Below are 13,658 nucleotides of genomic sequence, written 5' to 3'. Positions count from 1 at the left end.
AGATGACATTGCGCCTTCGCACCCTTACGTTCGCCGGACTATTCAGCCTGGCCCCACTGGCGTTAGCCACCCACTACTCCGCCCCCGAACAACTGGTCGCCCCCTCTCCTTTCAAGGGCATTCACGGTCTGGCCGTCGACAAGCAGGGTCGTCTGCTCGCCGGCAGCGTGGTCGGTGCCAGTCTGTATGAGGTCGACACCGACAGCGGCGATGTACAGACACTGATCGGCCCCAATGACGGTCAAGCCGATGACATCGCCATCGGCCCCAATGGCGAGATGGCCTGGACCGGGTTCTACTCCGGCCGCGTGCTGTATCGTGAAAACGACGATGCCCCCATCCAGGTGCTGGCCAGCGACTTGCCCGGCATCAATTCGCTGGACTTCAATGACGAGACAGGCGCGCTATACGCCAGCCAGGTATTTCTGGGCGACGCGCTCTGGGAAGTTGACCGCACAGGCGCCGAGCCGCCCAGGCTGATCGGTAAGGACCTGGGTGGTTTCAACGGTTTTGAAGTTGGGGCCGACGGCTGGCTGTACGGTCCACTCTGGTTTAAAGGGCAGATCGTGCGCATCAACCCAGCGGGCGGCGAACTTCAGGTAATCTCCAGCGACTTCAAGACCCCGGCAGCCGCCAACTTCGACTCCAAGGGCAACCTCTACGCCATCGACACCTTCAGCGGCCAACTGAAGCAGGTCAACCTGGCCGACGGCAGCACCGAGCTGATCGCCCAGCTCGACAGCGCCCTCGACAACCTGGCGCTGGATGCCGACGACAATATCTACGTCTCCAACATGGCCAACAACCGCATTACCCGCATCAACCCACAGACGCGCGAGCAGCGCCGCCTGGTCAATGGCGATCTGGCCGTACCGGCCGGTTTGGCCTTGAGTGAGGACGGCAAGACGCTATATGTAGCCGATGTGTTCGCCCTGCGCGCAGTGGATACTGCCAGCGGCAAGGTAACGGACCTGCGCCGCGCCCACGGCTCAGACGCCGAATACCCGATCAACGTGGCATTGGGCCGTGAGCGGCTGCTGGTGACCAGTTTCTCGACTGGCACCCTGCAGCTGATCAGCCGCAGCGACAACAGCACCCTGGCCATGGTCCACCAGCTCAAGGCACCTTCGGCAGCGGTCGAACTGGACGACGGTAGCGTGCTGGTCAGCGAACTGGCCAGCGGTAGGCTGCTGCGCCTGTCCGGCCCTGACCTTGCAGAGCGCAGCGAAGTCGCCAGCGGCCTGCAAGGCCCGGTACAGATGATCAAAGGCCCCAGCGGCAAGATCTATCTGACCCTGCTCAGCGGCCAACTGGCGCGTCTGGACGTCAGCGATTTCAGCCTGAGCGTCATCGCCGAGGGGCTGCAACTGCCCGAAGGGCTGACCGAACTGCCTGACGGCCGGCTGCTGGTGGCCGAGCCAACAGCCCAGCGACTGTTGAGCATTGACCCGCAAAGTGGTGCAAAAGAGGTTGTCGCAGAGCACTTGCCAATCGGCCTGCCAGCGGGGCCCGGCATGCCGCCAACCGGCATCCCAACTGGGCTGGCGGCTGATGCTGAGGGCCGCGTATACTTCGCGTCCGACCTGGACAACGGCCTGTATCGCCTCACCGCTGAGTAAGCAGCGCGGGTCGGCAAGAACGCCTTGCCGGCCCGCTGTCTGATGATGAAAACGGAACATTTCCTCCTCCGGCCAGTCCATTTGAGCAACCGACGCCATAGGAGATGTCCGATGCCTGCATCGTTGAAAAGCCTGTTCCTGCCCACCGCACTTGCCCTCGCCACTAGTCTGCCCGTATCCGCCCACGCCGACAGCCCACGGCAGCTCGGCTGGATTGAACAAGGCGTGATTGAACCGGCAGACATGACCGTTAAATTCAAGCTCGACACCGGCGCCCTCACCTCCTCCATGCACGCCGAGGACATCGAGCGCTTTGAGCGCAACGGTGAGCAATGGGTGCGCTTCAAGGTTGCCCTGGAAGACCTGAAGTCCGACAGCCTGGTCAGCGAAACCTTCGAACGCCCGCTGGAACGTGACCTGCGCGTACGCGGTGCGGGCGGCTCCGAAGAGCGCCCTGTGGTGCGCATGGACGTATGCATCGCCGGCCAGCGCCTGAACGAAGAATTCTCCCTGCGTGATCGCAGCAACATGCACTATCCGGTACTGCTGGGGCGCCGCACCCTCAATGAACTGGGTAACGTGGACAGCTCGCGCACCTACACCACCACACCCGACTGCTCCAGCAACAACGCCTGATTTACCAAGGACACCCAGCGCATGACCTCTGCCGCCCCACTCGACCTCAGCGCTCGCTACCAGCTTGCCAGGCATCTGGCCCAGCAAGCTGCCCAGCGTGGACTGCACCTATATCGTCAACGCGAGCACCTGACGGTGGAGAGCAAGGGCGGCTTCAGTCAGGACGTGGTCAGCGCGGCGGACCGGGAGCTGGAAGTCTTCATCCGTACCGAGCTGCTGGCGGCCTTTCCGGAAGACGGGTTTGTCGGGGAAGAAACCGGCACGGCAAGGCTGGATGCGCGTTGCGTCTGGGTGATTGATCCCATCGACGGCACTGCGTGCTTTCTGCACGGGCTGCACAACTGGTGCGTATCCATCGGCCTGCTGGTCGATGGCGTACCCGCCATCGGCGCCGTCGCCGACCCGAACCACGACGAGTTGTTTCATGGCGGGCGCGGCTTTGGCGCCTGGGTCAATGACCAGCCGTTGCAGGTCAGCAGCGCCACCGACCTGCGCGCGGGCCTGTTGGGCGTTGGCACCTTCTACGCCAACGGCAAGCAGCACTTCATGCCCTTTCTGGGCCAACTGCTTGATGCCGGCGGGATGTTTTTGCGCAACGGCTCCGGCGCTCTGATGACGGCTTATGTGGCTGCGGGGCGACTGCTGGGCTACTACGAGACCTGCCTGAAGAGCTGGGACTGCGTTGCCGGGTTGGCGCTACTGGCCGAATCCGGCGGGCGTTGCAACAACTTTCTGCGCGGTGACGGACTGCTCAACGGCAACCCCTATCTGGTGGCCTGTCCCGGCGTCTACGATCAGGTCGCCGCGATGATCGGCCCCTCACTGGACGCTGACTAACCTCAGGCCGGCTGCAGCGGCAGCCATACAGAAAAGTGAAGCGCTTATTGATGCCTCAACGAGCAAAGCCGGCGCGAGGCCGGCTTTGTTCGTTGAGGGTCCACTTAGGGCAGCACTGATTAATTGCGCGCTCCCTAGCCATTACTGGGGAAGGCAAACTGCGCCGCCTCATGACTGGCACGCTTGGGCCAGCGTTGGGTAATGGCCTTGCGACGAGTATAGAAGCGTACCCCATCCGGGCCATAGGCATGCAGATCACCGAACAGCGAGCGCTTCCAGCCCCCGAAGCTGTGGTACGCGACCGGCACCGGCAGCGGCACGTTGACGCCGACCATGCCCACTTCGATCTCGTCGCAGAACACGCGCGCAGACTCCCCGTCGCGGGTGAAGATGCAGGTGCCGTTGCCATATTCGTGGTCGTTGATCAGCTGCATCGCGTCTTCCAGGCTATTCACACGTACCACACACAGCACCGGGCCAAAGATCTCTTCCTGGTAGATACGCATATCCGGCGTAACACGATCAAACAGGCAACCACCGAGGAAAAAGCCCTGTTCATGGCCGTCGATACTGAGGCCGCGGCCGTCAACCACCAGCTCGGCACCGGCGCTCACGCCGTCTTCAACATACCCGGTCACCTTGTCCAGATGCTGACCGGTGACCAACGGGCCCATGTCCAGGCCACAGGTGGTGCCAGGGCCGACCTTCAGCGCCTTGATTTGCGGCACCAGTTTCTCCACCAGCGCATCGGCAATCTGATCGCCCACACAAACGGCAACCGAGATAGCCATGCAGCGCTCGCCACAGGAGCCGTAAGCGGCGCCCATCAAGGCGCTGACGGCGTTGTCCAGGTCCGCATCGGGCATCAGCACCGCGTGGTTCTTGGCGCCGCCCAGCGCCTGCACACGCTTACCGCGCTTGCTGCCTTCGGCGTAGATGTATTCGGCAATTGGCGTGGAGCCAACGAAGCTCAGTGCCTTGACCTCAGGTGCGGCAATCAGCGCGTCCACTGCCTGCTTGTCGCCATGTACCACGTTCAGCACACCCTTGGGCAGACCCGCCTGATGCAGCAGCTCGGCGATGAACAGAGTCGAGCTTGGGTCACGCTCGGACGGCTTCAGAATGAAGCAGTTACCGCACACGATGGCCAGTGGGTACATCCACAGCGGCACCATGGCCGGGAAGTTGAACGGGGTAATGCCGGCAACTACGCCCACCGGCTGAAAGTCGCTCCAGGCATCGATATCCGGGCCAACGTTACGGCTGTACTCCCCTTTCAGAATCTCGGGCGCCGCGCAGGCGTACTCGACGTTCTCGATACCGCGCTTAAGCTCGCCCGCCGCATCCTCGATGGTCTTACCGTGCTCGGCACTGATCATCTCGGCGATGGTGCTCTCGTTCTCCTCCAGCAGTTGCTTGAAGCGGAACATGATCTGCGCGCGCTTGGCAGCCGGGGTACGGCGCCAGGCCGGAAACGCCGCCTTGGCCGAGTCGATCGCCTGCTGGATAACAGCATCATCGGCCAGCGGCACCTGAGCAGTGACGGTGCCAGTAGACGGGTTGAAAACATCGGCGCTACGGCCAGTACCGGCTACCGGATGGCCGTCGATAAGATGGGTAATATTGGTCATCATGTGCTCCTGCAAAGGGGTCTGAGCGCCGACTGGCGCCGCGAAAAATCAGTCCAGCGTATCGAGTACGCTGCCTACAGCATCAAACAGGCGCTCCAGGTCGGCTGGCTGCGCATTAAACATGGGCCCGAACTGCAGGGTATCGCCGCCAAAGCGGACATAAAAGCCCGCCTTCCACAGGGCCATACCCGCCTCGAACGGGCGGATGGTCGGGTCGTTGCCACGGGGCGCCAGTTGAATCGCCCCGGCCAACCCGCAATTACGAATATCAATCACATGCCCGGCGCCCTGCAGGCCGTGCAACATGCGCTCAAACTGCGGCGCAAGTTCAGCGGCTTGCTGCACCAACGCGTCGTCTTCCAGCAACTGCAAGGTGGCCAGACCGGCCGCGCAGGCCACCGGGTGGGCTGAATAGGTATAACCGTGGCCAAACTCAACGGCGTGCTCGGGCGCCGCCTGCTGCATAAAGGTGTGGTAAATCTCGCTGCTGGCCACCACCGCCCCCATGGGGATGGCGCCGTTGGTGATCTGCTTGGCCAGATTCATGATGTCAGGCGTGACGCCAAAGTACTCTGCACCGCTCCAGCACCCCAAACGGCCAAAACCGGTAATCACCTCATCAAAAATCAGCAGAATATCGTGCTGGTCGCAGATCTCACGCAGCCGCTGCAGGTACCCCTGGGGCGGCACAATGGCACCGGCAGAGCCGGACATGGGCTCGACAATCACCGCGGCAATATTTGAGGCGTCATGCAGCTCAATCAACTTGAGCATCTCGTTGGCCAGCTCCACCCCGCCGGTGTCGGCCATACCACGGGTGAAGGCCATGCCCGGCTGCAGGGTGTGGGGCAAATGGTCCGCCTCCATCAACTGACCGAACATCTTGCGATTGCCGCCGATGCCGCCCAGGCTGGTACCGGCAATGTTCACGCCGTGATAACCACGGGCGCGACCGATCATCCGCGCCTTGTTGGGCTGGCCCTTGAGGCGCCAGTAGGCCCGCGCCATCTTCACCGCCGTATCGGCGCACTCAGACCCCGAGTTGGTAAAAAACACGTGATTCAGATCACCCGGCAGCTTGGCCGCGATCTGCTCCGCCAACTGAAACGACAGCGGGTGGCCAAACTGGAAACCGGGTGAGTAGTCGAGGGTACCCAACTGCTGCGCCACCGCCTGCTGAATCTCGCTGCGCGAGTGCCCGGCGCCGCAGGTCCAGAGCCCGGAGAGGCTGTCGTACACCTGCCGCCCATCGGCATCGGTGAGCCAACTGCCCTGACCGGCGACAATCAGCCGAGGATCGCGCTGAAAGTTGCGGTTGGCCGAAAACGGCATCCAGTGGGCGTCCAGCTTGAGCTGGCTGACGAGTTGCTGTGTGTTCTGGTCTTGCATGCAGATGCCTCATGGGAGTCGGCAGGCGCGTTGGCGCCGGAATGTTCACTACGGTGCCACATTAAAAGTTATGATAAAACATGACTTTTATCACCTTCGGTTTACCAATTACTAAACTATGAGCCAGCGCCGACCAGCCCCTCTTGCCCAACTCTCTGATATTGACCTGCGCCTGCTGCGGGTGTTTCGCACCGTGGTGGAATGCGGCGGCTTTTCCGTCGCGGAAAGCGTGCTGGGTATCGGCCGCTCGGCCATCAGCCAGCAGATGAACGATCTGGAGCAGCGGCTGGGGCTGCGGTTGTGCCAGCGCGGGCGCGCCGGTTTTGCCATGACCGAAGACGGACGCGAGGTGTACCAGGCAGCCTTGCTGTTGTTTTCAGCCGTTGAGAACTTTCGTACCGAGGTCAACGGCTTGCACCAGCACCTGCGTGGCGAACTGAATATTGGCCTCACCGACAACCTGGTCACCATGCCGCACATGCGCGTGACCGACGCCCTCGCTCGCCTGAAAACCCGCGGCCCTGACGTGCGTATCCAGATCAGCATGTCGGCACCCGGTCAGGTAGAACAGGGGGTACTCGACGGCCGCCTGCATGTCGGCGTGATCCCTCAGGTGGGCGCACTCTCCGGCCTGGAATATCAACCGCTGTACAGCGAGCGGGCAGAGCTTTACTGCGCCGCAGGGCATCCGCTGTTTAACCTGCCAGATGAGCAGCTCACCCTGCAGGAACTACGCCGCCACGATGCCGTCTCGCCCAGCTTCCGGGTACCGGCCGAGGTGCAGGCCCAGTTTCAGGCTCTGCGCTGCAGCGCCACCGCCTCAGACCGCGAGGGCATCGCTTTCTTGCTGTTGACCGGCCACTACATAGGCTACCTGCCCGATCATTACGCCGCCCAATGGGTAGAACACGGCCGTATGCGCGCGCTTGACCCGGCCCGCTACCACTATGATCTGGTGCTGTCGGCAGTGACCCGCAAGGGACGGCGCCCCCATCTGGTACTCGAGAGCTTCCTGGACGCCCTGGCGGCAGGACCGCCCAACGCCTGATCCGCCCTTCCAGGCATGCATAAAAAGCCTTGACTTTATTTATATGATGAACGACATTTTATTTACATTTAAACCATCATATAAACAAGGAGCACCGCCATGACCGCTCACCACGCCAACGTCGCACCCCCCTCTGCCCTCGACAGCGCGTGCCGCGCCTTCAGTGTGCCGCAACGCATTCAGGCCAGCAGCCTGGAGCGCAGCGTACTGTCACAGGGGAAACACGACACCCACCCTTACGTTGACGGCGATATCGCACACTGGACGTTCGGGCTTGGCCCGCGGGTCTTGCTGGTACATGGCTGGGACAGCCGTGGCTCGCACCTGGCCGCCTTTATTGAGCCGCTGCTACGCGCCGGCTTCTCGGTCACCTTGCTAGACCTGCCTGCGCACGGCGACTCAGGCGGCCACCTCAGCAGCCCAGTGCACGCAGGCCGCGCCCTTGCTTCACTGGCGCAGGCCCTGGGGCCGATCCACGGTGTGGTTGCCCACTCGCTGGGCTCAGCCGCCAGCCTCTGGGCCTTTGCTCACGGGCTTGAGGTGAACGCCAGCGTGCACCTGTGCGGCCCGTCATCGCTGAGCCCGATGCTACAACTGCAGGCGCTGGGACACGGCCTGAGCCCGGATGAGCAAACTGCTTTCGTTAGCTGGGTTGAGAAACACATTGGCATCCCCGTGGCAGAGATGGATCTGGCCGCTCTCAAACACGGGTTACGCCACACCGGGCTGATCATGCACGACCCTGCTGACCGACTGGTGCCGTTTGCCGCCTCAACCGACCTGCAGCGCCAGTGGCCCGGTGCCAAGCTGATTGAGCTTGAAGGGCTCGGACACCGACGCATTCTCACCGATCCGCAAGTCATCGCCCGTAGCTGCGCGTTACTCAGCGGCGCACGCCGGCAGGAAGCAATCGCATGAGTACCTCGACTCGCACCTTGGTGCTGCTGTCGGGGTTGGCCGCAGTAAGCACGCTGTCGACCACCATTATCCTGCCCTCGTTCCCAGCGATGGCGGGCGACCTGCAGGCGGCGCCGCAAGAGATGGCGCTTACCCTCAGCAGCTTTTTCCTAGTATTCGCCGCGGGGCAGTTGGCGGTCGGCCCCCTGTCTGACCGCTACGGCCGCAAGCCGCTGATTTTGGGAGGTTTGCTGCTCTTCATACTGGGTAGTCTGCTGGGCGCGGTTGCCACTGACCTGGGCACCATGGTGGCCGCCCGTGTGATCCAAGCGACCGGCGTGTGCGCGGCCTCGGTGCTGGCCCGCGCGGTCGCGCGCGACCTGTATGACGGCGCGCTGCTGGCCAAGGCGCTGGCGTTCATCATGGTTGCCATGGCCGCCGCACCCGGCTTCTCACCGCTAGCAGGTAGCCTGATCGACAGCCAGCTCGGCTGGCGCAGCAGCTTTGTTCTGGTCGCTGCGGTGGGTGCACTGCTGGCCCTCAGTTACGCGCTGGTACTGGGCGAAACACACGCTCCTGAGGCGCGTAGCACAGCGAAACCTGGGAGCGTTCTGACTGGTTACCTGCAACTGCTGGGAGATCGGCGCTTCGCGTTACCGGCCATGGCCGTCAGCCTGGTGATCGGCGGTCTCTACGCGTTTTTCGCCTCGGCGCCGGCCATTATGATTGGCGGCATGGGCTACAACAGTGTGCAGCTCGGGCTGTTCTTTGCCGCGACCGTCCTGGTGGTGTTCAGCGCCGGCATACTCGCACCGAGGCTGGCCCAGCGCTGGGGCGCTGTGTCGGTCGCGCTGGCCGGCAGCCTGCTGGCGCTAACTGGCGGCGTGGCTCAGGTTCTGTTGTACGACGGGCAGGCGCTGACCACATTCAGCCTGGCCATCTGCCTGTTTCTGGCCGGCATGGGGTTGATCAACCCGCTGGGTACCGCCATCACCCTGCAACCCTTTGGTGACCGCGCGGGACTCGCCTCAGCTCTACTAGGGTTTCTGCAAATGGCCATAGCCGCGCTGGGCACCTGGCTGATCAGCGCCGTAACGCTGCCACCTGCGTTGACTCTCGGCGCCCTGCTGTCGGCCAGCGCATTATGCGCACTCGGCGCGTTTTTCGCCTACCCCCTCAGCCGTGCGGCGCAGCCTGCCTGAGCGCGTCGCCCAGGCGGCCACCGGCGAGATCAAACGCCTAGCTGCCGGACAGCCTCCAGCAGAGACTGTTCGGTTGCCTCCCAGCCCAGACAACCGTCGGTAATGGACACCCCGTAGCGCAGCTCGCCTGACAGCGGCTGACAACCGTTGAACAGATGGCTTTCCAGCATAACGCCACGCAGGCTGAGATCGCCTGCCGCGCGCTGGGCCACCACATCGGCCAACACCTGCGGCTGACGCAGCGGATCTTTACCGCTGTTGGCGTGACTGCAATCCACCACCAGCGCCGCCGGCATGCCCAGTCGTTCCAGCTCTGCGCGCACCTTGGCCACAGCATCGGCCTGGTAGTTGGGGCCGCTGCGGCCGCCCCGCAGCACGATATGGGTGTCCGCGTTGCCTGCGGTCTCAACCAGTGCTGGTCGACCGTGCAGATCCATGCCGAAATGCTGATGCGGATGCTGGGCTGAGCGCATGGCATCACAGGCGACCCTCACGCTGCCATCAGTCCCGTTCTTGAAGCCGACCGGCAAATGCAGGCCGCTGACCATCTCGCGGTGAATCTGCGACTCGCTGGTACGCGCACCAATACAGCCCCAGCTCAGCAGGTCATCCAGGTAGCTGGCCGCCAGCGGCTGCAGCAATTCGGTAGCAATCGGCAGCCCCAGCTCGCTGATCGCCAGCATGGTGCGGCGAGACAGTGCCAGCCCGCCTGCCATATCACCACTGCCGTCGAGCTGCGGATCGTACAGCATGCCCTTCCAACCCACCGTGGTGCGTGGCTTCTCGACGTAGGCGCGCATCACCAACAGGAGCCGGTCGGCGACACGGCTCTGCAACTCAGCCAGGCGCTCGGCGTATTCAATAGCGGCATCTGCATCATGCAGAGAACAGGGCCCGGTGATCACCAGCAGGCGATCATCGTTACCCGCCAGAATGTCACGAATAGCTTGGCGGTGGCGCTCAATGGCTTCAGCCTGGGTGGAGCTCAGCGGCAGGCGCTCACGCAGCTGAGCAGGTGTCGGCAGGGTGTGGGTACGCCGGGCGGCGCGTTGGGTACTCGGAGCGGCGCTGGCAAGGGCGGTTACGGTGGCGGTCATCTTTTGCTTCCTTAGCTGTGGCGGTCTTTGCGCCACAGCGCTATCTAGGTGTTCGATCGAGGGGATGTCGTGTAGTCAGGGCACCGGAGCAAAATCGCCAGCTGCAGTAAGAACGTGGGTTGAAAGTGCGTTGTACGTACATGGTCAGTCCTCAACATCAGAAAAAATCAAAGCCAAATAAAAAACCCCGGTCGGGAGGCCGACCGGGGTTTCATGATTCTCTGGTGGCAACCCGTCAATTCAGGGCGCCTGTGGGGGTATCAGGCGCGCCTTTGGCTAAACCAATACCCAAAATAAAAGTAACCAACCGCCGCGCGCGCAGCAGCGACAGCACGCAGGGCGCTAGCGGTGATGAGCTGTGCAGTCATAAGAGTCATGCGTGGTTACCTTTGAACAATGTCTCGACTCTAACGGATCAGTTGCGCGCGACGCAACCCCCTTCTTTCGTCGATCAGCGCCGCTTGGGCGGTGTCAGTCCATCGGAAGATGTCACCACCTGCCCCACTGGAGGACGCGACGGACGCTTACCGGCCTTGGGCTTTTTAGGCTTGGCGGCGGCTTTCTTGCCATCTTTTTTGCCGTCTTTCTTCTTCTTTGCGCCGACCGGCTTACCGGAGGACTTGACCTTTTTAGGTCCTTTGAAGCTGCCGGGCACCTCGGCGACCAGGCGACGCTCAAACTGTCGCCGCAGATAGCGCTCGATACTGGACATCAGATTCCATTCGTGGGGGCTGACCAGCGAAATCGCCAGGCCTTCAGCACCCGCACGGCCGGTGCGCCCGACACGGTGCAAGTAGTCGTCGCCACTGCGCGGCATATCAAAGTTGATGACCCGGTCCAGCTCCGCTATATCCAGACCACGCGCAGCCACATCGGTTGCCACCAGCACGCCAGAGGCTCCCTGCTTGAAGCGCTCGACTGCCAGGTTGCGCTCTTTCTGGTCCTTCTCACCATGCAACACATACACGCGTAGATCCTTGGCGCGCAGCACCCCATTGAGGCGGTCCGCCATCACCCGCGTGTTGGTAAACACGATGGTCTTGCCTTCGCCCTGGTTCTGCAACAACCAGATCAGCGTAGCCTCCTTGTGCGTGTTGTCATCCGCCGGTACCACCTGCTGGGTGATCGCCGGTGTATCGTCACGTACCGAGTTGAGCTCCAGATTCAGCGGTTCGCGCAGCACCTGATCTATCATCCGCTGCAACCCGCGACTGCCCTTGGTCGCAGAGAAAAGCAGCGTCTGACGGGGTTGCGGGCAGGCATCAGCCAGCGTGCCTACATCCTCGGCGAAACCCATGTCCAGCATGCGGTCGGCCTCGTCCAGCACCAGCGTTTGCACCACGGACAAGTCCAGGTTTCCAGCCGTCAGTTGCTCCAGGGCGCGGCCCGGTGTCGCAACAACGATGTCAGGATTTTTGCGCAGCCGAGCTGCCTGCACCTTGAAGTCTTCACCACCGGTGACCTGCTCTGCCTTGAGAAAGGTAAATTGCGCCAGCGCTGCGATGTCCTTCAACACCTGACGGGCCAACTCTCGCGTAGGCACCAGAATCAGGCCACGCGGGGCCATTGGCTTACTGTCGTCGTGCAGCAGACGCTGCAGGATCGGCAGCACGAAGGCTGCCGTCTTGCCGCTGCCGGTCTGGGCAATGACATACAGGTCCTGGCCAGCAATCGCGGCGGGAATCGCCTCTTGCTGCACCTGGGTAGGCTGCTTGAAAGAAAGCTCGTCAAGCGCTTTTAGCAAGCGCTCATGCAATTGAAGTTCGCTGAACAAAAGAATCACTCGGTCGGTTGATCTGCTCGATAGGAGACCGCAGTTTAGCAGACTGACGCGCCGAATCAGGAGGGAAGCAGGCAGGATGACAACGAAAAAAGGGGGTATCCGAAGATACCCCCTAAAACCCAAACATCAAAGCAGCATCAGAACTTAACGGATACCCGAAGCACGCAGGGCAGCCGGTGTGAACTGCTTGTAAGAGGGAGAGTAATCAAGGTTCGGAGCTGCCACCTCTTCAGTGTACATACCCAGAGCGATGTAACGGCCTGCCAGCAGGTCGTACAGCGTTTCTAGCGAATAGCCCGGAATCTTGTAGTCGTAGTTGAAGGACAGGTGACCTTCGCCTACGCGCCAGAGAGTACCGCGGCCATCGTAGTGATCAGCCAGGCTGATCATCCAGGAGTCTTCGTCCACAAAGAAATTACGCTGGGCGTAAATATGACGTTGACCTGCCTTGACGTTACCCTGCACTTCCCACACACGGTGCAGCTCGAAGCGGGTGTAGTCAGGGTTAACGTGGCCAGCCTGCAGAACGTCCTCGTATTTAACGCCACGCTCGGTCAGCTTACCGCTGTTGTACGGAATGTAGATTTCTTTCTTGCCAACCAGCTTCCAGTCATAACGATCCGGAGCACCGTTATACATGGCGAAGTTGTCAGAAGTACGCATACCGTCAGAGGCGGTACCCGGGCCGTCATAGGCAACCTGAGGAGCACGACGTACGCGACGCTGACCGGCGTTGTATACCCACGCCATACGCGGTTCTTTCAGTTGATCCAGGCTGTCATGTACCAGCAGAACGTTACCTGCCAGACGTGCCGGAGCATTTACGCGCTGCTTAAAGAACAGCAGGGTGTTGGGCATGCTCGCGGCGTCAACGTCGTCCATCAGCTGCGGGTAACCCACTTCCTCTTCCAGCTTGATCAAGGTGAAGGAGCCGTTGGTTTGCGGCATTGCCTGCATGTACCAGCGCTGCGCATTCACACGATAGCGGGTGTTGTGGTTCCAGATGATCTCGGCGCCGACTTTGGGAATCGGGAACGCGAAAGTACCGTGACTGAAGTCAGAGATACCGTCGCCACCGTTGACCAGCTTGGCCTGACCGGCCGTTGCCTTCACCTGGTCGTATACCGACTGCGGGTAACCAACAGTCCGCTGGCTCTTGTAGACCGGAATACGGAAGGTTTCAGGATAACGCTCGAACATGGCGACCTGACCCGGAGTCAGGTTTTCGCGATACTGCTGATAGTTCTGAGCGGTAATCACGAACTCCGGCTGATCCCCAGCGAAGGGGTTCTCGTAGAAGTTATCTTCCAGACGCTGACCGGCGTCACGCGGCAGACCGCCAGTCCATTCGGGAATGGTGCCGGCGGCATTACCGGCCTTTTCGGCACCGATGGGCGTCAGGGAAGTGCCAAGCTGGTCAATTTCAGCTTGGCTCAGGGTCTGCGCCATAACGGAGGATGCCATCAGGCTCAAAGCCAGACCACCGACACCCATGAGAGTTTGTTGCATACGCATATTG

General features: G+C 61.8%; 11 protein-coding genes. 6 read left to right on the top strand and 5 right to left on the bottom strand.

The genetic code is table 11. The annotated features are described in order from the left end of the window. Positions 1 to 2: 2 nt before the first annotated feature. From HV822_RS15665 to HV822_RS15655, 3 genes are all read left to right on the top strand, one after another. Positions 3 to 1,619 carry a Vgb family protein gene (locus HV822_RS15665; protein ID WP_238871104.1) on the top strand — a complete coding sequence of 539 codons (1,617 nt, stop codon included), beginning with the start codon at positions 3 to 5 and terminating at the stop codon, positions 1,617 to 1,619. Positions 1,620 to 1,730: 111 nt separating this feature from the next. Beyond that, positions 1,731 to 2,255 carry a retropepsin-like aspartic peptidase RloA3 gene (gene rloA3, locus HV822_RS15660; protein ID WP_238871102.1) on the top strand — a complete coding sequence of 175 codons (525 nt, stop codon included), beginning with the start codon at positions 1,731 to 1,733 and terminating at the stop codon, positions 2,253 to 2,255. Between the two features lie 21 nt (positions 2,256 to 2,276). Next, entirely contained in the window at positions 2,277 to 3,092 is an 816-nt protein-coding gene (locus tag HV822_RS15655) for an inositol monophosphatase family protein (protein ID WP_238871101.1), read from the top strand. A gap of 134 nt (positions 3,093 to 3,226) precedes the next feature. On the opposite strand, the gene HV822_RS15650 is transcribed toward HV822_RS15655, so the two are convergent. Both HV822_RS15650 and HV822_RS15645 read right to left on the bottom strand, forming a co-directional pair. After that, on the bottom strand, positions 3,227 to 4,723 hold the full coding sequence (locus HV822_RS15650; RefSeq protein WP_238871099.1) for a CoA-acylating methylmalonate-semialdehyde dehydrogenase: 1,497 nt from the start codon (positions 4,721 to 4,723) through the stop codon (positions 3,227 to 3,229). 48 nt (positions 4,724 to 4,771) lie between these two features. Continuing rightward, complete coding sequence (locus HV822_RS15645; protein WP_238871098.1) at positions 4,772 to 6,112, bottom strand: aspartate aminotransferase family protein; 1,341 nt, start codon at positions 6,110 to 6,112, stop codon at positions 4,772 to 4,774. Positions 6,113 to 6,230: 118 nt separating this feature from the next. Between HV822_RS15645 and HV822_RS15640 the strand changes: the two genes are divergently transcribed. From HV822_RS15640 to HV822_RS15630, 3 genes are all read left to right on the top strand, one after another. Beyond that, positions 6,231 to 7,160, top strand: coding sequence for a LysR family transcriptional regulator (locus HV822_RS15640; RefSeq protein WP_238871096.1), 930 nt, complete (start codon positions 6,231 to 6,233; stop codon positions 7,158 to 7,160). A gap of 99 nt (positions 7,161 to 7,259) precedes the next feature. Beyond that, positions 7,260 to 8,078, top strand: coding sequence for an alpha/beta hydrolase (locus HV822_RS15635; protein WP_238871094.1), 819 nt, complete (start codon positions 7,260 to 7,262; stop codon positions 8,076 to 8,078). After that, entirely contained in the window at positions 8,075 to 9,259 is a 1,185-nt protein-coding gene (locus HV822_RS15630) for a multidrug effflux MFS transporter (RefSeq protein ID WP_238871092.1), read from the top strand. The genes HV822_RS15635 and HV822_RS15630 overlap by 4 nt, the downstream gene beginning before the upstream one ends. Before the next feature lie 29 nt (positions 9,260 to 9,288). Here the strand turns inward: HV822_RS15630 and HV822_RS15625 are convergent, their stop codons facing one another. The 3 genes from HV822_RS15625 to HV822_RS15615 form a co-directional block, all read right to left on the bottom strand. Further along, positions 9,289 to 10,356 carry a 3-deoxy-7-phosphoheptulonate synthase gene (locus HV822_RS15625; RefSeq protein ID WP_238871090.1) on the bottom strand — a complete coding sequence of 356 codons (1,068 nt, stop codon included), beginning with the start codon at positions 10,354 to 10,356 and terminating at the stop codon, positions 9,289 to 9,291. A gap of 451 nt (positions 10,357 to 10,807) precedes the next feature. Further along, positions 10,808 to 12,130, bottom strand: a complete 1,323-nt coding sequence (locus HV822_RS15620) for a DEAD/DEAH box helicase (protein WP_238871088.1) — start codon at positions 12,128 to 12,130, stop codon at positions 10,808 to 10,810. Between the two features lie 153 nt (positions 12,131 to 12,283). Further along, positions 12,284 to 13,654 (bottom strand): DUF1329 domain-containing protein, encoded by a 1,371-nt coding sequence (locus tag HV822_RS15615; protein WP_396264916.1) that lies wholly within the window; start codon positions 13,652 to 13,654, stop codon positions 12,284 to 12,286. Positions 13,655 to 13,658 lie beyond the last annotated feature (4 nt).

It is taken from the genome of Halopseudomonas maritima (assembly GCF_021545785.1).
GTDB classification, from domain to species: domain Bacteria; phylum Pseudomonadota; class Gammaproteobacteria; order Pseudomonadales; family Pseudomonadaceae; genus Halopseudomonas; species Halopseudomonas maritima.
The sequence above is the reverse complement of the archived record's forward strand: the minus strand, read 5'-3'. Positions and strand labels throughout refer to the sequence as shown.